This window comes from Micromonospora sp. RV43, assembly GCF_001029515.1.
GTDB classification, from domain to species: Bacteria; Actinomycetota; Actinomycetes; order Mycobacteriales; family Micromonosporaceae; genus Micromonospora; species Micromonospora aurantiaca.
Genome location: NZ_LEKG01000001.1, coordinates 164,582 through 187,699 on the forward strand (window position 1 = coordinate 164,582; position 23,118 = coordinate 187,699).

The following is a 23,118-nucleotide window of genomic DNA, read 5'->3' on the forward strand; positions in this document are numbered from 1 at the left end:
TGGGTTCGGACGGCGGCGCCGTCACGCGGTGAAGGTGACAGGCAGTTCCAGCAGGCCGCGGAACGGCGAGGCGGCGGGGAGCCGGCGCACCTCGGCGAGCGGCACGCCGAGACGCAGTCCGGGCAGCCGGCGCAGCAGCGCGCCGAGCGCGAGTTCGGCCTCCATCCGGGCCAGCGAGACGCCCAGGCAGTAGTGGACGCCGTGACCGAACCCGAGGTGCGGGCCCCGGACGCGGCGCAGGTCCAGCCGGTCCGGGTCGGCGAAGTGCGCCGGGTCGTGGTTGGCCGCGTTGATCGCGACCCCGACGATCGCGCCGCGCGGGATGCGTACGTCCTGGTAGTCGACGTCCTCGGTGGCGATGCGCGGGCTGGCCACGGGCAGCGGCCCGTCGAAGCGCAACAGCTCCTCGATCGCGGCGGGCAGCAGACGCGGCGTGGCGCGCAGCAGTTCCATCTGCTCGGGGTGGGTCAGCAGGGCCAGTACGGCGTTGCCGAGGAAGTCGGCGGTGGTCTGGTGCCCGGCGAACAGCAGCAGGAACGTGGTGGTGACCAGTTCCGCCTCGGACAGCGTCCCGTCCTGGTCGACCGCCTTGATCAGCGCGCCGATGATGTCGTCGGCCGGGTCGTCGCGTTTGGCGCGGACCAGCCCGGCCAGGTAGTGGTGCAGCCGGAGCTGGGCCTCCTGCACCGCCGCCCGCTCCTGCGCGGGAGGCCGGCTGGTGGAGCCGGAGGTGCGGATGACCTGGGTCCAGTCGAGCACCCGGCCGTGGTCGACGGGCGGCACGCCGAGCAGTTCGCAGATGACTGTCATCGGCAGCGGGATGGCGAAGTCGTGCATCAGGTCCGCCTCGCCGTGCGGCGCCATCTTGTCGATGAGCTGGTCGACGATCGACGCCACCCGGGGGCGCAGCGCCTCGATCCGCCGGGGCGCGAACGCCTGCGACACCACCCGGCGCAGCCGGGTGTGCTCGGGCGGGTCGGAGTTGAGCATGTTGCGGTTCAGACCCTCGGAGTTCGGGCCGAAGATCTTCAGGTAGTGCTGCTCCGGTCCGTACAGGTCCTTGGACAGGCGCGGGTCGGTCAGCGCGGTGCGGGCGTCGTCGAAGCGGGTGATGAGCCAGGAGTCGAAGCGCGGCGAGCCGACCGGGCAGACCGGCCGCTCGGCGCGCAGCCGGGCCAGGGTGGGGTACGGGTCGGCAGCGAACGCGTCGGTGTAGAGTTCGCTCGCCGGCACCACGTCGTCGGTCATCGCCCCTCCCCCGGCCCGCCGGTCACGCTGTGCAGCACCTGGTAGGTGTGCCGGTCGGCGGACTCCCGCAGCTCACGGATGATGCTCAGCAGCCGGTCCCGGTGCGAGCTGCGCCCGAACGCGTCGAGCCGCTCGCGGTCCGCCCAGTCGCTGATGATCAGATAGCTGCGCGGGTCGTCGGCGTCGCGGACCAGGTCCTGGTGCAGGCAGCCGTCCAGGGTGCGGATCTGTGCGGCGGCGGTGAGCCACTCCGCCTCGAAGCGCTCCTCGCAGCCCTCCCGGGTCCGCATCGACAGCACGGTCCGGACCCGGCTCACCGGGCGCTCCCGAACACCAGGTGCAGGTGCTTGCGCAGCGCGTCGGGGTCGACCGGCGCGCCCCGGAACCCGATGTGCCCGTCCGGGCGGATCAGGTACAGGCCGGTGCCGTCCAGCCCGTACGCGGCGCGGAAGCGGCGCTCGGCGTCGCGCACCACGGGCGGGTCGAGCAGTCGCGGTTCGTCGGCGTCCGGGTCGAGCAGCAGGTACGCCTCGACTTCCCCGCCGGCGAGCCGGCGCGCGTCGGCGCACAGGCCGGTGAACGCGGCCAACTGCCCCGCGTCGACCGTGCGGTCGGCGTAGAGCAGCAGCGTGTGCCGGGTGCCCCGGGTCAGATCGCGCAGCCGCAGCGGGTGGCCGACGCCGCGCCGGCGCAGCCCGTCGACGTCGGGCGCGATGTCGCCGGGGCGGGGCGCGTCACCGAGCGCGGCCGGGTCGGCGACGGTCTCCCCGACCAGCGGGCTGCCGGCGTAACTGAGCAGCATGGACATCTCCTGGAGGAACTGCCGTTCCAGGTCGGCGCGGTCCACCTCCTCGGTGCCGGCCATCCGTACCGCCCGGCCGACGATCTCCTCGCCCTCCGGCCGCCGCTCGGTCTCGTAGCTGTCGAGCAGGCCGGGCGCGGCGAGACCGCGTACCGCCAGGGCGAGCTTCCAGGCGAGGTTCCAGGTGTCCTGGATGCCGGTGTTCATGCCCTGTCCGCCGGCCGGCGGGTGCAGGTGGGCGGCGTCCCCGGCGACGAACACCCGACCGTCGCGGTAGCGGTCGACGATGCCGTGGCTGATCCGGAACACCGACGACCAGCGCAGGTTGCTCGCCCGGGTGCCGGGCGGTGCCAGGCGGTCCAGCGCGGCCTGCACGTCCTCGATCGTCGGTTCGTCGAGTTCCTCGCTGAACCCGGGCGGGGCGTCCCGTCCGCCGGTCTGGGCGAAGAACCGGGGCGGGGCGAGGGTGGCGATGCGGTAGCGGTGCTCGCCGCGCAGCGGTACGCAGACGAGCATCCCGTCCATCTGCCCGTCGGTCATGTGCAGGAACCGCAGCAGGTGCCCGTCCGGCATGTCCCAGTCCACGTCGACGTCCACCAGCATGAACAGTTGCGGGAACCGGCCGAGCCCGCCGGTGAAGGTGAGCCCGAGCCGCTCCCGTACCCGGCTGTGCGCGCCGTCGGCGCCGACCAGGTACGCCGCGCGTACCGTCTCGGTGCCGCCGTCGGCGGTGCGGACTGTGGCGGTCACGCCGTCGGCGTCCTGGGTGAAGTCGACGAGTTCGGCACCGCGCTGCGGGCGGACCCCGAGCGTGGCCAGCCGGGCGGTGAGGATCCGTTCGGTCTCGTACTGCGGCAGGCCGAGGTGGGCGTACGGCAGGCCGGGCAGTTCCCAGCTCATCCGGTGGGTCTGCTCGCCGTTGACGAAGACCGTGTTGCCGGTGAGCCAGATGCCGGCGTCCATGGCCTCGCGGACGACGCCCTGCTCCTCCCAGATCTCCATGGTCCGGCAGTGCACACCGATCGCCTTGTCGGCGTGGCCGGGCGGGGTGGCCTGCTTGTCGATCACCAGGCAGTCGATGCCCCGCCGGGCCAGTTCGACGGCGGCGGTCAGCCCGGTGGGCCCCGCCCCGACGACGAGTACGTCTGTTGTCCTGTGCACGTCGGCCTCCCAGCCCGTGGTGGGTTGTCGGCGGCCGTCCGCGTCGGGCACGACGTGGAACAGCCGGCGCCGGATGTCGAGAAGGAACGGCGCGATCGGCCCGGCCTGCGCCGAGGCGTGGGCCGGGTCGCCGATCCAGGCGAGGAACGGCGCGGCGCCGTCCCACTCGGCGAAGATGTGGTGGATGTCCGAGCCGGGCTCCCGCAGCAGTTGTTCGCGGCGGTAGCCGGGTATCGCCGCCATCCGCCGGACCACCTCGGGGTAGCCGCTGTGGAACTCGGCAAGCCGGTCGAGCGGCACTGTCAGTTCGACGTCCACGTAGACCGGACCCGTCCCGTCCCCGGTCTCGCGCATCAGCGGGTAGCCGGGGTCGCCGTCCGGCTCGGTCAGCGGCCGGAGCAGGTCGGCCAGGCGGGCCGCCACCGGCCCCCGCCGGTACGCGCGCAGTGCCGCGTCGTCGGCCCACTCGGTGACGACGACGAAGCCGCGCGGGTCGAGGGCGTCGCGCAGCAGCTCGTGCCGCAGGTTGCCGGCCAGCGCGCCGAGCTGCCCGGCGACCGTCTCGAAGGCCGGCCCGACCGCGGGCTCGCAGCCGGTGCGCGCGCGCAGCCGGAGCATCGTCCTGATCATGCAGCCCCCTCGAACGGTGCCGTCGTCGTGCCGCGACCCTGCCGCAGCGCGCGTCACCCGCTCGTCACCGTCGACCCGCCGCACGTCCGGTCCCGGTGACGCCGCCGGGACGGCGGCGCTTATTGCAAAACTTTGGCAACAAGTCTCGACAGGTCCATCAGCGGTAACTATCGTGAGCGGCATGACTCCTTACGATTTGGATGTGCGGGCCTGGCAGGAGAGCTGGGACCGGCAGCAGGAGGCGTACCTGCCCGACCGGGAGCACCGCTTCGCGGCGATGCTCGACGCCGTCGAGGCGGTCGCCGGCGACCGGCCGCCACGGGTGCTCGACCTGGCCGGCGGCACCGGATCGATCAGCCTGCGGACGCTGGCCCGCCGGCCGGACGCCGAGGTGACGGTGCTCGACCTCGACCCGGTGCTGCTCACCCTCGCCGAGGCGGCGCTGGCCGGGCGGGCCACTGTGGTGACCGCCGACCTCAACCGGCCCGACTGGGCCGCCGCGCTGCCGCACCGCGACTACGACGCCGTGCTCACCGCGACCGCCCTGCACTGGCTCGACGGCCCGCGCCTCGCGCGGTTGTACGGCGAGATCCGCGACGTGCTGCGCCCCGGCGGGGTGTTCGTCAACGCCGACCACATGCCCGACGAGGGGATGCCGACGCTGACCGACCGGCTGCACACGCGGGCCGGCGAGCAGCGGGCGGCCCGGCACCGCGCGGGCGCGGCGCTGTCCTGGTCGGACTGGTGGGAGCAGGCGGCCGACGATCCGGTGCTCGGGCCGCTCGTGGAGAAGCGGCGGCAGATCTACCCGACCGGGCACAGCCCGGAGTGGAACCCGCCCGCGGCGTGGCACCTGGACGCGCTGCGCGCGGCGGGCTTCACCGAGGCCGGCGTGCTCTGGCGCGGCGGCGCGGACGCCGCGGTGGCCGCACTGCGCTGACCCCGGCGGCGCACCCGGCCCGGCGGCGACCGGCGCCGCGCGGGTGCCCGACGGCGGCGGGCGGTCAGGACAGCAGTCGGGCCAGTTCGGTACGCGAGCGCACGCCCAGCCGGTGGAAGACGTTGCGCAGGTGGTGGTCGACGGTCCGGGTGGACAGGCACATGCGGGTGGCGATCTCCCGGTTGGTCGCCCCTTCCGCGACCAGCCGGGCGATGTGCAGTTGCTGCCCGGTCAGCAACTGCTCCGGGCCGTGCCGCACCGGCCCGACCGACTCCCCCGCCGCGCGCAGTTCCTCCCCCGCCCGGTCGGCCCAGACGGCGGCGCCGAGCAGGGTGAACGCCTCCCGGGCCCGGTGCAGGTGCGCGCGGGCGTCCCGGGGCCGGCGCCGGCGGCGCAGCTCGCGGCCGAACAGCAGCTCGGTGCGGGCGCGCTCGAACCGGTCGGTGTCGGCCGGGTGCAGCCGCAGCGCCGCGTGGAACTCGCGTTCGGCCTCCGGACCGCCGCGCGGCGCGAGCAGCGCCCGGCAGCGCGCGGCGAGCGCCCGCCGCGACGGGCTCGCCGTACTGCTGGCCCAGTGGTCGAACACGGCGAGCGCGGCGGCCGGCCGCCCGCCGTCGTGGGCGGCGGCCTCCACGAGGTACGGCGTGGCCATCACCTGGACCAGCACCTGCCCCCGGCCGGTGCGGGTGCGGGCCAGCGCGGACAGCCGGGCCACCGCGTCGGCGTACCGGCCGTCGATCAGGTCCAGTACGCCGAGCGCCCAGCGGGCGTACGCGTCCGGCCGGCTCCCCGGCGCGGCCCCGTCACCGATCTCGGCGATCCGGGCCAGCGCGGCGTCCCGGTCGGCGCGTACCGCGGCCAGCACGGCGAGGATGCCGAGATGCACCTGGGCGCACACGTGCTGGCCGCCGGCGCGAGCGGCGCGTACGCCCTCGCGGGCGGTCTCCGCCGCGGCCTCGTGCCGGCCCAGCCAGTATTCGGCGACGGCCCGCAGCTCCAGCGCCCGGGGCAGCAGCGACAGCTCGCCGCGTGCGCGGGCCACCTCCACCGCCCGGCCGGCGAGCCGGTGCGCGGGACCGTCCACGGCGACCAGCAGGGCGGCTGCGGCGGCGCAGACGAGCGCGCCGGGGGTGAGCGCGGGCCCGGTCAGCCGGCCGCCGATGACGACGACCCGGCGCAGCGCCGGGCCGCCGCGCCCGTGGTCACCCCGCAGCGTCGCCCCGACGCCCGAGGCGAACGTGGCCAGCAGGTCGAGTTCGGGCGGGTCGCCGGGCCGCCGCAGCGCCTCGGCCCGGCGGGCCACCTCGGCGTACCGGTACTGGTCGCCGGTGACGCAGATGGCCTCGCCGGCCCGGACCAGCGCCAGCAGCGCGGCCCGCCGGTCGGCCGGCGCGACCGCGTCGGCGGCGCCCAGCAGCGTGGCGACCGCGGCGGCGGGCGCGTCGCAGCGCAGCTGCATGTCGCCGCGGAGCAGGTCGGCCCGGCCCTCGGCGGGCGACGCGCCGGGCAGGCGTCGCAGCAGCCCTCGGGCCTGGTCCGGGTCGCCTGCTGTCCAGGCGCACCGCGCGGCCGCGACTGTCAGTTCGGCGGCGCGGCCGGGGTCGGGGCTCAGTTCGGCGGCGCGGCGCAGCACGACCGCCGCGGCGGCGCGGTCCGGCACCTCGTCGACAGCCGCGGTCAGCTCGGCGGCGAGCACGTCGGAGGGACAGTCGGCGGCGGTGGCGTGGCGCAGCGCCCGGCCCAGCGCGCCCTCGGCGAGCGTGCCGGCCAGCAGCAGGTGGGCCGCGCGCAGGTCGGCGAGCGGCGCGACGGCGGTGATCATCGTACGGGCGAGCGGGTGCGGGAACGTCGCCCCGCCGGGCCCGGTGCGCAGCAGGCCGGCGGCCTCGGCGGGGGCGAGCGCCTCGACGGTCAGGCCGGCCGCCCACGCGGCGCGCACCAGCGTGCCCGGGTCGTCTCCGGGGTCGAGCGCGGCGAGCAGCACCATCCGCCGGGTCGGCACCGGCAGCCGGTCCAGGCGGGCCCGGTACGCGGCGGCGAGCGCGCCGTCCACCGGCGGCGCGTCGGGCAGCGGCGCCTCGCCCCGCCACTGGGCGGGGGTGAGCGTGCCGGCCAGGTCGGCGAGCGCGGCCGGGCTGCCCCGGCTGAGCGCGGCCAGTGCGGCGGCCACCGGCGCGGGTGGCCGCTCCCGCAGTCCGGCGAGCATCGCGTGGCACTCGTGGGCGTCCAGCGGACGCAGCCCGTGGGCCGGCACACCGTCGACAGTGGCCGGGGCGGTCGCGGTCAGCAGCATCGCCACCGGCAGCCGGCGCAGCCGGCGCGCCACCACGGCCAGCGTCCAGGCGCTCTGCGGATCGCCGGTGTCGAGGTCGTCCACCGTGCACAGCAGTGGGCGGTCCGCCGCCACGGCGGCGAGCAGGGACCGCACCGCCGCGGCCAGGGCCAGCCGCTGCTCGGCCGGGCACCCGTCGCCGCCCAGCGCCCGGCGCAGCAGCCGGCGTTGCCGCACCGGGAGTGCGGTGTCCGCGTCCAGCACCGGGTCGAGCAGGCGGTGCAGCCCGGCGTAGGGCAGTGTCGCCTCGTCGGCCAGGCCGCCGCCGGCGAGCACCGCGCGCTGCCCGGCCCACCTGCGGGCGTACGCCAGCAGCGCGCTGCGCCCGGAGCCGGGCGGCCCGTGGAACAGCAGGGCGCCGCCGTCGTCGCGGTCGAGGAGCCGGCGGATCGCGTCGCACTCGTCGTCCCGGCCCCGCAAGGCTATATGCACTGTCGATGCAGAAACCATGCATGCAGTGTCACAGATGGGCAACCCGTCGGAAAAGAGGCGGACACGCTCCCGGGGTGGCCGCCGTGGCGACCACCCCGGGAGCGGAGGGGATCAGGAGCTGGGGCAGGTGTTGCGGTACTCCTCGATCGCCGACCCGGTCGGGCCCGGGCAGAGGAACTGCTCGTAGCGGGTGTCGTCGTCGACGAACCGCTTCAGCCACGCGACCGTCTGCTTCGCCGTCGGCGTGTTCACGGTCTGCGGGAAGAAGTGGCTCGCGCCGTTCAGCTCCAGGTACGCCTTCTCCGAGGACGCCGGGATGCTGTTGTAGAACGGGATCGAGTGGCTCGCCACCGGTGCCACGCTGTCGCTCTCGCCGCCGATGATGAGCGTCGGCACCCGTACGTCGGACCAGGTCTTGTCCAGGTTCCACGGCGCGAGCGGGACGGCGGCCTGCAACGACGGCCGGGCCGCCGCGGCCTCCAGGCTGCCGCCGCCACCCATCGAGTGCCCGGCCACTGCCAGCCGGGAGGAGTCGATCCGGCCGCGCACCGAACTGCGCTGGGTCAGGTAGTCCAGCGCGGCCAGGAGCTGGCGGCCCCGGCTGTCCGGCTGGTCCAGCCGGGTGTTGGTCTCGATGCCGATCACCACGAAGCCGTGCGAGGCGATCCGCGGTCCGAGCCAGCTCAGGCTGGACCAGGAGGCGGTGTAGCCGGGCGAGATGGCGACCGCGCCGAAGGTGCCCTCGGCGGTGCTGGTCGGGTAGTAGATGACGCCGCCGCCGAAGCCGGTCACGCTCAACGAGGAGACGTTGATCGACGAGGTGGCGAACGGGCCGCGGCTGGCCTCCAGGATGGCGCTCGTGGGCGCCGGGCCGCGCTCGTAGGGGCTGGCCGCGCTCGCCGCGGCCGGGACGGCGAGGGCGCCGCCGGTGGCGAGCAGTGCCGCCACGGCGAGACGGGCGAGGGCACGGACGGGGGTACGGGAACGGGCGGTGGGCACGTCGGTCACTCCTTGCGCCGGAATTACATCGACATGCGTCAGCATCCGTGCCCGGACCGCCGACGCGCATCGGTGAAATCACCGGTCCCGGGGCGGTGACCCGGCCGTGACATGCACAGCGGACGATTGACCCCATGCATCCGACCCGACGGCGCCTGACCCGGCGGCACCTGCTCGGCGCCACAGCGGCGGCGGGCGTCACCGGCCTGGCCACCGGCTGCGACCCGGACCGCCCGGCGGCCGGGACCGCGGTGTCCGACGACGCGCCCGCCCTGGATCCGGCCAGTTGGGACAGCGTCCGCGCCCAGTTCGCGCTCGACCGCTCCCGGGCGCACCTGGCCACGTTCGTCTTCGCCCCGCACCCGGCCCCGGTACGGGCCGCCGTGGCCACCCACCGCGCCGGCCTCGACCGGGACGCCTCCGGCTACCTGGCCGCGAACGAGGAACGGCTGGACCGGGCAGTGCTCGCCGCGGCGGCGGGGCACCTCGGCGCCCGCTCGGACCACATCGCGCTCACCGACTCCACGACCATGGGCCTCGGCCTGGTCTACAGCGCGATCCGACTGCGACCGGGCGACGAGGTGCTGACCACCGAGCACGACTTCTACGCCACCCACGAGTCGCTGCGGCTGCGCGCCGAACGCGACGGGGTGACAGTACGCCGGGCCCGCCTCTACCGCGACGCGGCCACGGCCGGGGCGGACGAGATGGTCGCGGGACTGACCGCGGCGCTCACGCCGCGTACCCGGGTGGTGGCGCTGACCTGGGTGCACTCCAGCACCGGCGTGAAGCTGCCGGTACGCCGGCTGGCCGAGGCGGTCCGCGAGCGCAGCCCGGAGGCGTTGCTCTGCCTCGACGCGGTGCACGGCTTCGGCGCCGACGCGTCCACACCGGAGCAGCTCGGCTGCGACGTGCTCGTCTCCGGCTGCCACAAGTGGCTGCTCGGGCCGCGCGGCACCGGCCTGGTCTGGGCCGCCGAGCGGGCGTGGGCCCGGATGACGCCGGTGATCCCCAGCTTCGACAGGCGCGGCATCGGTCGCTGGCTCGCCGGCGGCACCGGCGGGCAGCCCGTGCCACCGGGCCCGGCGCACACGCCCGGCGGCTACCACAGCTTCGAGCACCGCTGGGCGCTCGCCGACGCGTTCGCGTTCCACCGGCGCATCGGCCCGGCCCGGGTCGCCGGGCGCACCCGGGAACTCGCGGACCTCCTCAAGGAGGGGCTGGCCGGGATCCGGGGCGTCCGGCTGGTCACGCCGCGCGACGCCGACCTGTCCGCCGGGGTGGTCTGCTGCGAGGTGCCGGGCGTGCCGGCGGACCGGGCGGTGGACCGGCTGCGGTCGGCCGGCGTGATCGCCAGCAGCACGCCCTACCGGCCGTCGTACCTGCGCTTCGGCGCGACGATCGCGAACGGCGAGCAGGATGTGGAGGCGGCGCTGCGGGCGGTCCGCACGCTGGTCTGAGCCGCTCCGGCTGTCACTCGGTGAACTCGCAGAAGGACAGCACCCGGTCGAACCGCCGGGCGGCGAGGTCGTCGTGGCGGATCAGGAACCGCGCGTTGACGTACTCCTCGTCCGGTACGCCGAACTGGGCCAGTGGCACCCACTCGCGCATCACCCGCTGCTCCTCCTCGTACAGAGCCACCATCTGCTCCTGGCGGGGTAGCGACCTCGCCTGCCGCTCCCGCTCCATCATGATCACCTCGGGCGGGTCCTGCGCCGAGATGGTTTGACATCCTCTCCGCCCTAAGGGACGGAGATTCCCTCCACGCTGCGCGTGGAACACGCGGCGTCCGGGTGGGTTCCCGCTTCGTTGCGCGCCGCCGGGACGAGCCCCGGTCTTACGTGCGCTCCACGGGCGTTGAAGTCCGCCTGCCCGGCGGCCTTGACGTTCTTCGCGGCGTTCACGTCCCGGTCGTGGGCTGCCCCGCAGGGGCAGTCCCACGCTCGGACGTTGAGCGCCATCTTCTCGTTGATCCGGCCACAGTCGGAGCACATGCGGGTGGACGGGAAGAACCGATCCACCCGGCCGAAGGTGCGTCCGTACCGGGCGGCCTTGTACTCCATCATGGCGGTGAAGCTGGCCCAGCCCGCGTCGTGCACGGACTTCGCGAGCCGCGTCCGGCCGAGACCGACGACGCACAGGTCCTCGACGTACACCGCTTGGTTCTCGCGGATGATCGCCGTGGACAGCTTGTGCTGCCAGTCCCGCCGCATGTCGGCCACCCGGGCGTGCGCCCGTGCGACCTTGACGACGGCCTTCTTGCGGTTGGCCGAGCCCTTCTGCTTGCGGGACAGGTCGTGTTGCAACCGCTTGAGCTTGCGCGCGGCCCGGCGCAGGAACGTCGGCGCCGCCACCTTCGTGCCGTCCGAGAGCACCGCGAAGTGGGTCAGGCCCAGGTCGATCCCGACCTCGGAGTCGACCGGCGGTAACGCCTCGTCCTCGCCCGTCTGCACGACGAACGACGCGAAGTACCGTCCGGCCGCATCCCGGATGATCGCCACCGATGACGGGTCTGAGGGCAGCGTCCGGGACCAGCGGACTGCGAGGTCGCCGATCTTCGGCAACCGCAGCCGGTCGTTGTCGAGGACCTTGAACCGGGAGTTCTTCGTGAAGCGGATGGCCTGCCGGTTGTCCTTGCGGGAGCGGAACCGGGGAGGTGCGACCTTGCGGCCCTTGCGCTTGCCCGTGATCGAGTTGAAGAAGTTGCGGTACGCGGTGTTCAGGTCCGCCAGTGCCTGCTGCAACACCACGGTGGAAACCTCTCCCGGCCACGCGCGTTCCGGCGTCGCCTTCGCCTCGGTGATCAGACGCCGGGACAGCTCCCCGTCGGAGATGTACTTCTCCCCCGCCTCCCGGGCCTGCTGACGCAGGCGCAGCCCGTCGTTGAACACAACCCGCGCGCACCCGAACGCCCGCGCCAGCTCGATCTGCTGGCCAGGCGTCGGGTACACGCGGTAGTTGTACCGGAGCTGCACACACACAAGTGTACACAAGGTTACGATGGCGACTATGAGTGACACCCGCGAAAATGAGATCAGCGTCCGCGAGCTGCGCAAGACGCTCGCCGGAGCGCTCAACGGCGTCGCCGTCTACGGCAAGACCCTTTACGTGACCAACCACGGACGCCGGATCGCTGCCATCGTGCCGGTCCCCGTGGCCGAGCAGAACGAGCGGGCGCGAGGTTAAGGCACTGCTCGGGCCTTGGCGGCCCTCCCAGCGCGGGCCTTCCCCCCTGGCCTGAAGGCCGGAGCACTGGCCCGCACTTCGGTAGCCGCCGATGAAGACGTCCTCCGGCAGCCACGACTGCCGCTCCGGCCAGAGCTGCTCGGCCAGCGCACTCATTGAGGTGCGGCATGTCGCGCAGCAGCCGGATCTGGGTGGCGCTGAGCCACTCCTCCGAGCGGTCCAGCCAGTCCGGCAGGTCCGCCTGGACGGCGGCGTACATCTCGTGCTCGGGGGCGAGGAACGGCTCCAGGTCAGGGGCCTTCGCGTGGCCGCACCGCCGGTGACCAGGTCACGTCGTAGCGCTCGGCGGCCACCGCCTCGGCGAACGCGGTCGCCGCCGCCGGCGAGCCGGCGATGCGCCAGTCCTTCTCCTTGTCCACCTCGAACCAGATCAGCCCGATCAGGTTCGGATAGCGGGGCAGGGCGCGGAACGTGTCCCGGATCCACCGGGCCTTGTGCCCGGCGGCGTCGGCGGCGCCGGTCTCGGTGACCACGAGCGGCTTGCCGGTGACCTTGCGGATCTCCGCGATCGTCGGGCCGAAGATCTGGTCGAACGACCAGTACGTCTTGGTGAAGGCGCCGCTGCCGTAGTAGCCGGTGACACCGACCCAGTCGACGTACTCGTCGCCCGGGTAGAGGCCGGTGAGCCCGGCGGTCGTCTTGTCCCAGCGGGCGTTCGGGCTCCACACCCAGGTGACGTTCGTGGCGCCGGCCGCGGCGAAGAGGTCGTGCACGTGCCGCCAGGCCCGGACGTAGTCGCCGGGGCGGTTTCCGTTGGCCCGCTCGCACCACGGGTACCAGTCGCCGTTCATCTCGTGCGCGAAGCGGATCGCCACCGGGTAGCCCAGCGACCGGACGCCGTCGGCCCAGGAGCGCACGTACGCGTCGAAGTCGCCGCGCGCGATGCGGGCCAGCCGGTAGTCCGGCTGGGTGGCGCGCAGCCGGTCGATCTGCCTGTCGGTCAGGCCGGTGCGGCGGGCCGCCTTGTCGACCGTGTGGTCCCACGGCTCCCAGCCGAGCATCGGCATCATGCCCCGCTCGGCGATCCGGTCGAACAGGCTCCGGTCGAACGCGGCCGACGCCCAGTCGGCGCCGAAGAGCATCACCTGCGGCGACCGCCCTGCCGCGTCGGCGAACCGGTCGACCGGCGCGAAGTCGTACGGTCCCTTGTCGGTCATCACCCCGAAGAACGCCTGCCCGGCCGGCGGGAACGGGCCGCCGCGCGGGCTCGGCACGACCGCCGCCGGCACGTCGGTGCTCGCCTGCGGCGTCGCCGGGGCGGGCCGCCGCACCGCGGCGTCGGTGGCCGGGTCGCGCCACGCGCCCGGCGCCACCACGAAGGCGTACGCGAGCAGCAGCACTCCGGCCAGCGCCAGGCCCATCCGGGGCAGCGTCGGCCTCAGCACGGCACACCACCCTCGGCCACGGTCCGGGGCACCACCTGGGGCTCCCGGGTCACGCCGGCGACCCGGTCCCGGCGCGCCCGCAGACTCTCCACCCAGGAGATCAACGGCGGCGCGAGCCCGGTCAGCAGTGTCAGCGCCGGCCAGACCCGCAGCAGCGGGTAGTCGTGGTCCAGCGCGAAGCTCGCCGCGAGCAGTCCGGCGGCGGCAAGCGCCCAGCACAGGTGCAGCCGGAACGTACGCGGCGACTCGACGGTGCGCAGCGCGCCCTTGGCGGTGACCACGAAGCCGAGTTTGCGGCGCAGCAGGGCGCCCACCGCCGCGGCCACGTAGACCGGTCCGGCGAACAGCGCGAGCGCCATGCCGGCCATGCCCACCTCCTCCCGCTCGTGCGGGGCGATGTTGAAGCGGCGCAGCCACAGCCAGAGCAGGAACCAGGTGCCGATGGTGGACCCCCACAGCGTCGCCCAGACCTGCGGGTCGAGGCGACCCGCGTCGACGCCGGTCAGCAGGTACAGCGCGGTGGCCGCGTTACCCAGCAGCAGGCTCACCGCCACGCTCGGGTAGTAGAACTGGAGCAGCCGGTACTGCCAGCGACGACGGGACGGCAGGTCGCGCGGTGTGCGCAGCTCGCGCCGGAGCAGGATCTCGCAGATCCCGGCCGCCCAGCGCTTCTGCTGATTGAAGTAGTCCGCCCAGGAGGTCGGTCCCTCGCCGAGCGCCACCACGTCCGGGGTGTAGACGCCCTTCCACCGGTTGCCGGTGGCCGGGTTGACGGCGGCGTGCACGCGGATGCTGGTGAGGTGGTCCTCGATGATCGAGTCCTGGTAGCCGCCGATGGTCCGCCAGGCCGCCGGCCGGTAGAGGTGCCCGGTGCCGGTCAGCAGCGGCGCGTCCAGGCCGTTGCCGCCACGGGCGATCAGCCCGTTGTAGAGGTACTGCTGCACCGAGGCGCCGTGGGCGACGAAGTTCTGGTGCATGTTGCCGTACACCTGGGGGGTCACCACGAACGCGACGTCCGGGTCGCGGAAGTAGCCGAGCGTGCGTTCCAGGAAGTTCGGCAGCGGCACGTGGTCCGGGTCGACGTTGGCGACCACGTCGTAGCGGTGCTCGTGCTCGGCCCGCCAGGCGTTGTGGTTGCCGGACTTGGTGCGGGCCCGGAACCCGCCGCCGGGCCGGTTGTACTCGGGCCGGCCCTTGCGGGTGAAGTGGCGTACGCCCAGCCGCGCAGCCATCGCCCGTACCGCCGGGTCGTCGCCCTCGTCGAGGATCCACACGTCGACGTGACCGCAGTAGACGATCTCCCGCAGCCGGCGCAGCGTCCGCTCGGCGACCTCGATCGGCTCCTTGCTCGGCACGATGGTGGTGAGCAGGGCGACCCGCAGGCCGACCGGCGGGTCGACAGGCACCGGATCCCGGGCGTGGAAGGCGAATACCCAGACCACCACGTTCTGCGCCAGGCGGATCAGCTCGACGCCGACGACGACGCAGAACGCGAGCCGGGCGGCGACTGTCTGCCAGCCGCCGAGCCCGACGACGCCGGGGCCGGGTACGTGCTGGGGCAGCAGCAGCCAGCCGACGAAGACCAGCCCGGCGGCGCTGTTGACGAGCACCAGCAGCGTCAGCACCAGCCGCGCGGCGACCGAGGCGGTGGGCCGGAACTCGACCGCCGCGTCGGGGCGCCGGGGCGGGCGCAGCGGACCGGCGGTGGCCCCGCAGCGCGCGTACGCCAGACGGGCGCGGACGTTGCGCTGCCGGCGGTCCGGATCGGCCGGCGTCCCGGGCGGGACGGGTGCGATCGGGCGGGCGCCCGGCGGCCCGGCCGTCGTGGCGCGGGACGGGCGTGTATCGGCGGCGACGGCCACGTTTCCCCCATGGTCTGCTTCCGGCTCAGGAGCCGACCGAATGCTAAGCCGACAATCAACCTCAAAAAGGGCGAATCAGGCAGACATCGCCCGTTCGTCGACCGGTCACGCGGTCAGCCGGGAAGCTGGGCCGCCACGGCGAGCAGCGCGACGAGCGCCAGCACGGCGACGGCCCCGGCGGCACGCGCCCGGGACAGGGCCACCCCGCCGAGCACCGCCCAGGCCGGCACCGTGAACAGCAGGTTCACCGCCGACCAGACCGGCACTGCCTGCGCCAGCGCCAGCAGCCCGAGCGCCGGCACCAGCGCCCAGGCGGTGCAGATCGCGGCGGCGTACCGCAGCGGGAGGCTGAACAGGGCCAGCCCGGCCAGCACGCCGCCGAGCGCGGCGACGCCGAACAGGTCCCCGGGCGTGGCCGCGAGCACTGCGGCACCGGGACGGGCGCCGGACGCGAGGTGCCCGCCGCCACTCAGGCCGGAGGCGAGCAGCGCGGCGACCGGGAGCAGCCCGAGGGCCACGGCGGCCAGCCACCGGAGAGCACAGCGGCGACGGAACGCCAGCACGACCCAGCCGTGGCCGGCGAGCAGCAGCAACGCCACCGGCTGGCACACGCCCAGCAGCAGCACCGCGCCCGCGTAGGGCACGAGCCGGCGCGCGCCCGGCCGGTCGAGCGCGGGCACCACCAGCCAGGTGGCGAGCACGGCGGCGAACACCGCCAGGGCGTACGGCTGCGCCTCCTGCGCGTACCGGATCGAGGCCGGCAGCACCGCGAAGATCACGCCGGCGAGCAGGCCGGCGGCGGGCGTGGCGATCCGGGCGGCGAGCGCGCCGACGAGCGCCGCGGCACCGACCATGGCCAGCAGGGACGGTACGCGCAGTGCGAGGTCCGCCGCGCCGAACAGCGCCGCCCAGCCGCGCATGAGCAGGTGGTACGGCCCGAGCGCGAGGTCGTCGCCGGTCAGCGTGACGCCGATCCCCGGCCAGGGCGACGTGGCCGCGCGCCGGGTCGCGAGTTCTCCGGCGCTCGCCCCGGATTCCGTGATCCGCGCGGCGCCGAGCGCACCCATCAGGACCGCCGGCACCAGCCACGCCGCGATCCGCCACCGGAGCACGCCGGTCGCGGCGCGGACGGTGACCCGGCGCGGCCGGTCCTCGCCCCACGGATCCTCGACCGTGGCGTCCCCGAGCCGGGGCAGGACCATCGTGTCCGCGTCCATCATCGTGACTCACGCATCCCTGTGGGTGCCGGCGACGGGGATCCAGCCGACCGGGCGGCGAGGCGCGATCCGCGCGGCCCCGGGTCACGGGCTGGATGACATCCTGGAGCCTACTGAGTCAAAAACGGCATAACGCCAATATGCACAGAAAGGGTCCGCCGGCCGCCCCGTGGACGACCGGCGGACCCGGCTCAGCGAAGGTCGGTCGTCGTCCAGCGGGGCGAGGCGGCGGTGATCGCGGCGGTGTCGCCGGTCAGCGTCGTCCGCGCCTGGGCGTCGCGCCGGGCGCTCGTGCCGACCCAGACGTCGACCTCCCCGGGCTCCACCACCCGGGTGAGGGTGCGGCCGGTGAACGCCAGCCGCGTGGTGGGGACGGTCAGCTCGACGGTCACCGAGGCGCCCGGCTCCAGGCGCACCCGCCGGTAGCCGAGCAGCTGCGCGACCGGCCGGGTCACCGAGGCGACCAGGTCGCGGCCGTAGAGCTGCACCACGTCGTCACCGGCGACCGGGCCGGTGTTCGTCACGCGCACCGACACCCGCAGCGCCCCGTCGGTCGGCACCTCGGCCGGCACGGTCAGATCGGTGTACGCGAACGTGCTGTAGGACAGCCCGTGCCCGAACGGCGCCACCGGAGTCGCCGGCAGGTTGGTCCCGTTCATGCCCTCCCCCAGCTCCGGGTGCAGGTACGAGTACGGCTGCGCGCCGGCCGAGCCGGGCAGGCTGACCGGCAGCCGGCCGGACGGGTTGACCCGCCCGGAGAGCACACCCGCGATCGCCCCGGCGCCCTCCTCGCCCGGGAAGAACGTCTGCACCACCGCCGCGCACCGGGACAGCGCCCAGCCGAGCGCGTACGGGCGGCCGGTGAGCAGCACGAGGACGACCGGGGTGCCGGTGTCCAGCACCGCCTCGACGAGCTGCCGCTGCACGCCGGGCAGCTCCAGGTCGTCCCGGTCGCAGCCCTCGCCGACGGTGCCGCGGCCGAACAGGCTCGCGTGGTCGCCGACCACGAGAACCGCCACGTCGGCGGCGGACGCGGCGGCGACCGCCTCGTCGAACCCGGACCGGTCCGCCGAGTCCACCTCGCAGCCGGCCGCGAAGGTGACCCGGTCGGCGCCGAACTCGGCGCGCACCGCCTCCAGCACTGTCGGCACCTCGAAGCCGGTCTCCACGCCCGGGTGGTGGGCCAGCACGTGGTTGAGGAACGAGTAGCAGCCGAACAGCGCGCCCTGCCGGTCGGCGTTCGGGCCGACCACGGCCACCCGCCGGCCCGCCGGCAGCGGGAGCACGCCCTCGTTGGCGACCAGGACGACCGACTCCTCGGCGAGCCGGCGGGCGATCGCCCGGTGCTCCGGCGAGTCGAGGTCGATCGCGCCCGGCGGCTCGTCGTCGAACGTGGCGTCGAGCAGTCCGAGTTCCTGCTTCTGGCGCAGGACCCGCAGCACCGCCCGGTCGACCAGCGCCTCGTCGACCTTGCCGGCCCGCACCGTCTCGGTCAGGGTCAGGTAGGCGTCGCCGGTGGGCAGCTCGATGTCGAGGCCCGCGCTCAGCGCCTGCACGGCCGCGTCCGCGTTGTCGGCCGCGACGTGGTGCAGCAGGTTGAGGAAGGCGACCCCGTAGTAGTCGGCCACCACGGTCCCGTCGAACCCCCACCGGTCCCGCAGCAGGTCGGTGAGCATCGTCGGGTCGGCGGCGACCGGCACGCCGTCGATCTCCGCGTACGAGTGCATGACGCTGCGCGCGTCACCGTCGAGGATCGCCATCTCGAACGGCGGCAGCAGCACGTCGGCGAGTTCCCGGGGACCGGCGTGCACCGGGCCGAAGTTGCGCCCGGCCCGCGAGCCGGAGTAGCCGGCGAAGTGCTTCAGCGTCGCGAGCACGCCCTGCGACTGGAGCCCCCGCACGTACGAGGTGCCGATGGTGCCGACGAGGTACGGGTCCTCGGCGATGCACTCGTCGACCCGGCCCCAGCGGGGATCCCTGATCACGTCGAGCACCGGGGACAGTCCCTGGTGGATGCCGAGCGCGCGCATCGAGGCCCCGATCGCCGCCGCCATCTCGGCGACCAGATCGGGATCGAACGCGGCGCCCCAGGCCAGCGGCGTCGGGAAGGTGGCCGCCTTCCACGCCGACAGGCCGGTCAGGCACTCCTCGTGCACGATCGCCGGGATGCCCAGCCGGGTGCCGGTCACCAGGTCCCGCTGGAACTTCCACAGCCAGGCCGCGCGGGCCGCGGCGTCGACCGGGCGGGTGCCGTAGGCGCGGGTGAGGTGACCCAGCCCGTGCCGGGAGAAGTCCTCGAGCCGGCCGGTGTCGGCGAACTCGCCCTGCAGGGGCGCGACCGCCTCACCGTCCTCCTTCTCCCAGAACCCGACGAGCTGCGCGACCTTCTCCTCGATCGTCATGCGAGCGAGCAGTTCCCGTACGCGCGCCTCGGCGTCGTGCCCGTCCGGCCGGTCGTGGTCCGAACCTGCCTGAGCCGGTACCGGCCCGTCCACCACCGCGTGGACCTCTGTCATGGTGTGCCTTTCCACTGGTTGTGCTGGTACCGCTGCCGCTCAGCCCTTGACCGCGCCCTGGAGGCCGCCCACGATCTGCTTCTCCGCCAGGGTGAAGAACAGCAGCGCCGGCAACATCGCCAGCGACGTGAAGGCGAGGACGCCCGCGGTGTCGGTGGTGTACTGGCTGGAGAAGTTCTGCACGCCCAGCGGCAGGGTGTGCAGGTTGACGTCCCCCAGGACGAGCAGCGGCAGGAGGAACGCGTTCCAGCTCGCCACGAACGCGAGGATGCCGACGGTGACGACCGCGGGCCGCGACAGCGGCAGCACGATCCGCCAGAGGAAGCCGAGCCGGCCGGCGCCGTCGATGGCGGCCGCGTCCTCCAGCTCCCGCGGGATGGCCGACAGGAACGGCCGCAGGATGACGATCGTCAGCGGCAACGAGAAGGCCACCTGCGGGAGGATCACCGCGTAGTAGGAGTTGATCAGGTTCAGGTCGCGCAGCATGAGGTACAGCGGCAGGATCGCCGCGCCGGCCGGGAACAGCAGGCCGAGGGTGAAGAACGTGTAGAGCCCCTCGCGGCCCCGGAACGTGTACCGGGCGAGCACGAACGCGGCGGCCATGCCGAGCACCACCACGCCGAGCGTGGTGCCGAGGGCGACCACGGCGCTGTTGAACGCCTGCTTCCAGAAGCCGCTCTGCGTCAGCACCCGGTAGTAGTTCTCCCAGACCCACGGGTCCGGCAGGCCGGCCGGGTCGTTCACGATCTGCGGCGTGGTCCGGAAACCGCCGACGACGACGTACACGACGGGTGCGATCGAGACGGCCGCGACCGCGAGCGCGATCGCGTACGTCAGCGGCGCGCTCCACTGGACCGGCCGGCGCCCGGCCGAGGGGGCGGGTACGGAGTTCACGGCCACTGTCACTTCCCCTTCCGGGTGATGGCGCCCTCGATGTCACGGCGGAGCAGGAAACGCTGGAACAGCAGCGCCGCGACGAAGGAGATGGCGAACAGGATCACGGCCACCGCGTTGCCGTAGCCCCAGAGCCGGGCGAAGAAGCCGTTGTCCACCATGTACGTCGCCATGGTGGCCGAGGCGCCGAGCGAGCGCACGGCCGGCACCGAGGTCACCCAGACCATGTCGAAGACCTGCAACGAGCCGATCATCGACAGGAACATCCAGATCCGGATGGTGGGGCCGAGCAGCGGCAGCGTGACGTGGCGCTGGATCTGCCACCAGCTCGCGCCGTCGATCTCCGCGGCCTCGTTCAACTCCTGCGGCACGTTCGACAGGCCGGCGAGCAGCAGGATGATGGCGAAGCCGACGTACTTCCAGGTGAGGACGAACAGCAGCGTCCAGATCACCACGTCCAGGTCGGCCAGCCACGCCTGCACCAGCCCGCCGAGCCCGATCGACTGCAGCAGCGCGTCGAGCGTGCCGTTCTCGGTCAGGATCAGCTTCCACATGATGCCGACGGTGACCTCGGCCAGCACGTACGGCACGAACACCAGCAGGCGGAACGCCGAGCGCCCGCGGAAGCGGCGGTTGAGCAGGAGGGCGATGCCCAGCGCGACCGGGCCCTGGATCAGCAGCGACCCGAACACGATGATCGCGTTGTTGCGCAGCGCGTCGAGGAAGATCGGGTCCTGGAAGGCGAGCGTGTAGTTGCGGAAGCCGACGTACTCGGTGGGCGGGCCGACGCCGCGCCAGCGGAACAGGCTGTAGTAGAACGCGAAGCCCATCGGCACCAGCACGAACATCACGTAGATGACGATCGCGGGCGTGGTCAGCCCGATGATCTCGTACCACTTGCGACGGGTCTCGGCGCGGCGGGAGGCGGCCCGTGCGCCGGGCCGGAGGCCCGCCGGCGGCGCTTGCGCACCGACGGCGGGCGTACGGGTCTGCGATGCGGACGTCACTTGCTTGCGGCCGCCTTCATGGCCGAGACGACCTTCTCAGGTGTCCCGTTGCCGGCGAAGATCGCGACGATCGCGTCGTTCATCGCGGTGCCGACGGTGCTGCCGTAGGCGGTGTCCAGCCAGAGCTGCACGTAGGTGGCGTCGGACGTGGCCTGGAGGATCGACTTCAGGGCCGGGTCGGTGACGCCGTCGGCCGCGCCCTTGGCGACGGGCAGGCCGGTGCCGGTGGCGGCGTAGCCCTTCTGCACCTCGGGGCTGACGAGGTACTTGAGGAACTCGACGCACTCGGCCGGGGCGTTCTTGGAGCAGGCGAACCCGTCGCCGCCGCCGAGGGCCGCCTTCGGGTCACCGGCGGAGCCGGAGATCGCCGGCACCGGGAACCAGCCGAGGAACTTGCCCAGGGCCGCCTTGTCGGTGGCGACGGTGTCCAGGGTGCCGCGGTTCCAGTCACCCATCAGCTCCATCGCGGCCTTGCCGTTCGCGAGCAGGCCGTTGGCGCTGGTCGGGTCGTTCTGACCCGGCGTGGCGATGAAGTTGTTCTGGAACGGCTTGGTGTCGATGAAGGTCTTGAGGTCCTGGCCGGCCTTGACGAAGCACGGGTCGTCGAAGTTCCGGTCCTTGGTCGCCTTCTTCAGCGTGTCGACCGAGCAGGCACGCAGCGCGAAGTTGTACCACCAGTGCGCGGCGGGCCACTTGTCACCGGCGCCGAGGGCGATCGGGATGACGTTGATGGTCTTGAGCTTGGTGACCGCGGCGTTGAGTTCCTCGAAGGTGGTCGGCGGCGCCGTGATGCCCGCCTTCGCGAACATGTCCTTGTTGTACCAGATGCCCTCGATGCCCATCCGGTACGGCAGGCCGTACTGCTTGCCTTCGACCTGCCAGATCTCGGCGGCGTTGCCGATGTCGGCGACCTCGCCCTTCACCTGGTCGGTGATGTCCTTGAGGTAGTCGGCCTCGACCTGCTCGCGCATCTCGCCGCCGCCCCACGCCTGGAAGATGTCCGGCGGGTCGTTGCTCAGCAGCGCGGCGGGGAGCCGGGTGCGCTGGAGCTGGTTCGTCTCGATCGCCTCGATCTCGATCTTGACGGTCGGGTGGGCCGTGGAGAAGTCCTTGGCGACCTTCTCCCAGTACGTCTTGCCGGGCCCGTCCTGCGACGCGTTGTGCCACCAGGTCAAGGTCACCGGGTTCTTGTACAGCTCGCTCTCGGCGGCCTTCTCCTCGTCGCCACCACCACTGCACGCGGAGGCCAGCAGAGCACTTGTCACAAACAGTGCCAGGACGGCGCCAGCACGGCGCTTCATCACCATAGATGTCTCCTCGACCACTCAGTCGGGTTACCTGCCGGGGAGTTTTACAGGGCCGTAACGTGAAGTCAATCGGTATCGATAACGTTTTCGACATCGTCTTCGATCGACCTGGGAGAGCCCTCTATCATCGTCGGCGTGGTGTTCCAGGAGCGCGTCAAGATGTCGGACGTGGCACGTACGGCCGGCGTCTCGGTGGCAACCGTATCCAAGGTTGTCAATGGCCGGTACGGCGTCGCGCAGGCCACCGTCGAGCGCGTCCAGCAGGTCATCCACGAGCTCGGGTACGAGGCCAGCCTGGGGGCGCAGAGCCTGCGCAGCCACCGCACGAACGTGCTGGGCATCCTGGTCGCCGAGTTCGAGCCGTTCTCGACCGAGCTGCTCAAGGGCGCGTCCCGGGAGGTCGCCGGCAGCGGCTACCAGTTGCTCGCCTACTCCAGCGGTGACGGGGAGGGCGCGGCCATAGGGTGGGAGCGGCGCTCGCTGGCCCGGCTGTCCGGCACACTCATCGACGGCGCGGTGATCGTGACGCCGACAGTGGTCGAGACCAAGCACGGCTTCCACGTGGTGGCCGTCGACCCGCACACCGGCCCGTCCGGTCTGCCCACCGTCGACTCCGACAACTTCGCCGGCGCGGTGCTGGCCACCGACTACCTGCTGTCGCTCGGGCACCGGCGGATCGCGCACATCAGCGGCCGCCCCGACCTGGAGTCGGCCCGCCTGCGCGAGGCCGGGTTCCGCAAGGCGATGGCCGACGCGGGCCTGACGGTGGACGAGCGGCTCGTGCGGGTCGGCGGGTTCCGCACCGAGAGCGCCGCGAGCACGGCCGCCGAGCTGCTCGCGCTCCCCGACCGGCCCACCGCGATCTTCGCCGGCAACGACCTCTCGGCCATCTCCACTGTGGACGTCGCCCGCGGCCTCGGCCTCGGCGTACCGGACGACCTGTCGGTCATCGGCTTCGACAACATCCCGGAGTCGGCGCTCGTCGACCCTCCCCTCACCACGATCCGGCAGCCGCTGCAACGCATGGGCGCCGAGTCGCTGCGTCTGCTGATCGACCTCATCGCGGGCGTCGAGCGGGACACGCACATCCGGCTCCCCACCGAGCTGGTCGTCCGGGCCTCCTGCCGCCCGCTGCGCTGA

The 23,118-nt window shown here is 73.5% G+C and carries 18 protein-coding genes; 4 read left to right on the forward strand and 14 right to left on the reverse strand.

Features of this window, described 5'->3' with window-relative positions:
• Positions 1-21: 21 nt before the first annotated feature.
• The 3 genes from ABD52_RS00695 to ABD52_RS00705 are packed head-to-tail and all read right to left on the reverse strand — an operon-like array spanning position 22 to position 3,841.
• Positions 22-1,248, reverse strand: coding sequence for a cytochrome P450 (locus ABD52_RS00695; protein WP_047890401.1), 1,227 nt, complete (start codon positions 1,246-1,248; stop codon positions 22-24).
• Entirely contained in the window at positions 1,245-1,565 is a 321-nt protein-coding gene (locus ABD52_RS00700; protein ID WP_047890400.1) for a putative quinol monooxygenase, read from the reverse strand. Before ABD52_RS00700 ends, ABD52_RS00695 begins: the two co-directional genes overlap by 4 nt.
• Positions 1,562-3,841 (reverse strand): FAD-dependent oxidoreductase, encoded by a 2,280-nt coding sequence (locus ABD52_RS00705; RefSeq protein WP_047890399.1) that lies wholly within the window; start codon positions 3,839-3,841, stop codon positions 1,562-1,564. The genes ABD52_RS00700 and ABD52_RS00705 overlap by 4 nt, the downstream gene beginning before the upstream one ends.
• 181 nt (positions 3,842-4,022) lie before the next feature.
• Here ABD52_RS00705 and ABD52_RS00710 point away from each other — a divergent pair, with 181 nt between their 5' ends.
• Positions 4,023-4,781, forward strand: a complete 759-nt coding sequence (locus ABD52_RS00710; protein WP_013476471.1) for a class I SAM-dependent methyltransferase — start codon at positions 4,023-4,025, stop codon at positions 4,779-4,781.
• Between the two features lie 64 nt (positions 4,782-4,845).
• Here ABD52_RS00710 and ABD52_RS00715 read toward each other — a convergent pair whose 3' ends face one another.
• On the reverse strand, positions 4,846-7,563 hold the full coding sequence (locus tag ABD52_RS00715; protein WP_047890398.1) for a LuxR family transcriptional regulator: 2,718 nt from the start codon (positions 7,561-7,563) through the stop codon (positions 4,846-4,848).
• 93 nt (positions 7,564-7,656) lie between these two features.
• Positions 7,657-8,544, reverse strand: coding sequence for a lipase (locus tag ABD52_RS00720; protein ID WP_047890432.1), 888 nt, complete (start codon positions 8,542-8,544; stop codon positions 7,657-7,659).
• Positions 8,545-8,678: 134 nt separating this feature from the next.
• On the opposite strand from ABD52_RS00720, the gene ABD52_RS00725 reads away from it, so the two are divergent.
• Complete coding sequence (locus ABD52_RS00725) at positions 8,679-10,004, forward strand: aminotransferase class V-fold PLP-dependent enzyme (protein WP_047890397.1); 1,326 nt, start codon at positions 8,679-8,681, stop codon at positions 10,002-10,004.
• A gap of 13 nt (positions 10,005-10,017) precedes the next feature.
• On the opposite strand, the gene ABD52_RS00730 is transcribed toward ABD52_RS00725, so the two are convergent.
• Complete coding sequence (locus ABD52_RS00730; protein ID WP_013286784.1) at positions 10,018-10,236, reverse strand: hypothetical protein; 219 nt, start codon at positions 10,234-10,236, stop codon at positions 10,018-10,020.
• Positions 10,237-10,286: 50 nt separating this feature from the next.
• Complete coding sequence (locus tag ABD52_RS00735) at positions 10,287-11,519, reverse strand: RNA-guided endonuclease TnpB family protein (protein WP_152748162.1); 1,233 nt, start codon at positions 11,517-11,519, stop codon at positions 10,287-10,289.
• 34 nt (positions 11,520-11,553) lie between these two features.
• Here ABD52_RS00735 and ABD52_RS00740 point away from each other — a divergent pair, with 34 nt between their 5' ends.
• Positions 11,554-11,730: a hypothetical protein gene (locus tag ABD52_RS00740; RefSeq protein WP_225319553.1), complete on the forward strand. Its 177-nt coding sequence runs from the start codon at positions 11,554-11,556 to the stop codon at positions 11,728-11,730.
• Positions 11,731-12,020: 290 nt separating this feature from the next.
• Here the strand turns inward: ABD52_RS00740 and ABD52_RS00745 are convergent, their stop codons facing one another.
• The 7 genes from ABD52_RS00745 to ABD52_RS00775 all read right to left on the reverse strand — a co-directional run bounded on the left by ABD52_RS00745 (position 12,021) and on the right by ABD52_RS00775 (position 21,936).
• On the reverse strand, positions 12,021-13,175 hold the full coding sequence (locus ABD52_RS00745; protein ID WP_047890395.1) for a glycoside hydrolase family 26 protein: 1,155 nt from the start codon (positions 13,173-13,175) through the stop codon (positions 12,021-12,023).
• A complete protein-coding gene (locus tag ABD52_RS00750; protein ID WP_047890394.1) occupies positions 13,169-15,037 on the reverse strand; it encodes a glycosyltransferase family 2 protein in 1,869 nt (622 codons plus the stop codon). The genes ABD52_RS00745 and ABD52_RS00750 overlap by 7 nt, the downstream gene beginning before the upstream one ends.
• 113 nt (positions 15,038-15,150) lie before the next feature.
• Positions 15,151-16,257 (reverse strand): glycosyltransferase family 39 protein, encoded by a 1,107-nt coding sequence (locus ABD52_RS00755; RefSeq protein WP_047890393.1) that lies wholly within the window; start codon positions 16,255-16,257, stop codon positions 15,151-15,153.
• A gap of 188 nt (positions 16,258-16,445) precedes the next feature.
• Positions 16,446-18,770, reverse strand: a complete 2,325-nt coding sequence (locus ABD52_RS00760; RefSeq protein WP_013286790.1) for a glycoside hydrolase family 3 N-terminal domain-containing protein — start codon at positions 18,768-18,770, stop codon at positions 16,446-16,448.
• 39 nt (positions 18,771-18,809) lie between these two features.
• The gene (locus ABD52_RS00765; protein ID WP_047890392.1) at positions 18,810-19,676 is read right to left on the reverse strand and encodes a carbohydrate ABC transporter permease; all 867 of its coding nucleotides are present in this window, start codon (positions 19,674-19,676) and stop codon (positions 18,810-18,812) included.
• The gene (locus tag ABD52_RS00770; protein ID WP_013286792.1) at positions 19,673-20,671 is read right to left on the reverse strand and encodes a carbohydrate ABC transporter permease; all 999 of its coding nucleotides are present in this window, start codon (positions 20,669-20,671) and stop codon (positions 19,673-19,675) included. Before ABD52_RS00770 ends, ABD52_RS00765 begins: the two co-directional genes overlap by 4 nt.
• Positions 20,668-21,936: an ABC transporter substrate-binding protein gene (locus tag ABD52_RS00775; protein WP_232236588.1), complete on the reverse strand. Its 1,269-nt coding sequence runs from the start codon at positions 21,934-21,936 to the stop codon at positions 20,668-20,670. Before ABD52_RS00775 ends, ABD52_RS00770 begins: the two co-directional genes overlap by 4 nt.
• A 177-nt stretch (positions 21,937-22,113) precedes the next feature.
• Between ABD52_RS00775 and ABD52_RS00780 the strand changes: the two genes are divergently transcribed.
• Complete coding sequence (locus tag ABD52_RS00780) at positions 22,114-23,118, forward strand: LacI family DNA-binding transcriptional regulator (protein ID WP_013286794.1); 1,005 nt, start codon at positions 22,114-22,116, stop codon at positions 23,116-23,118.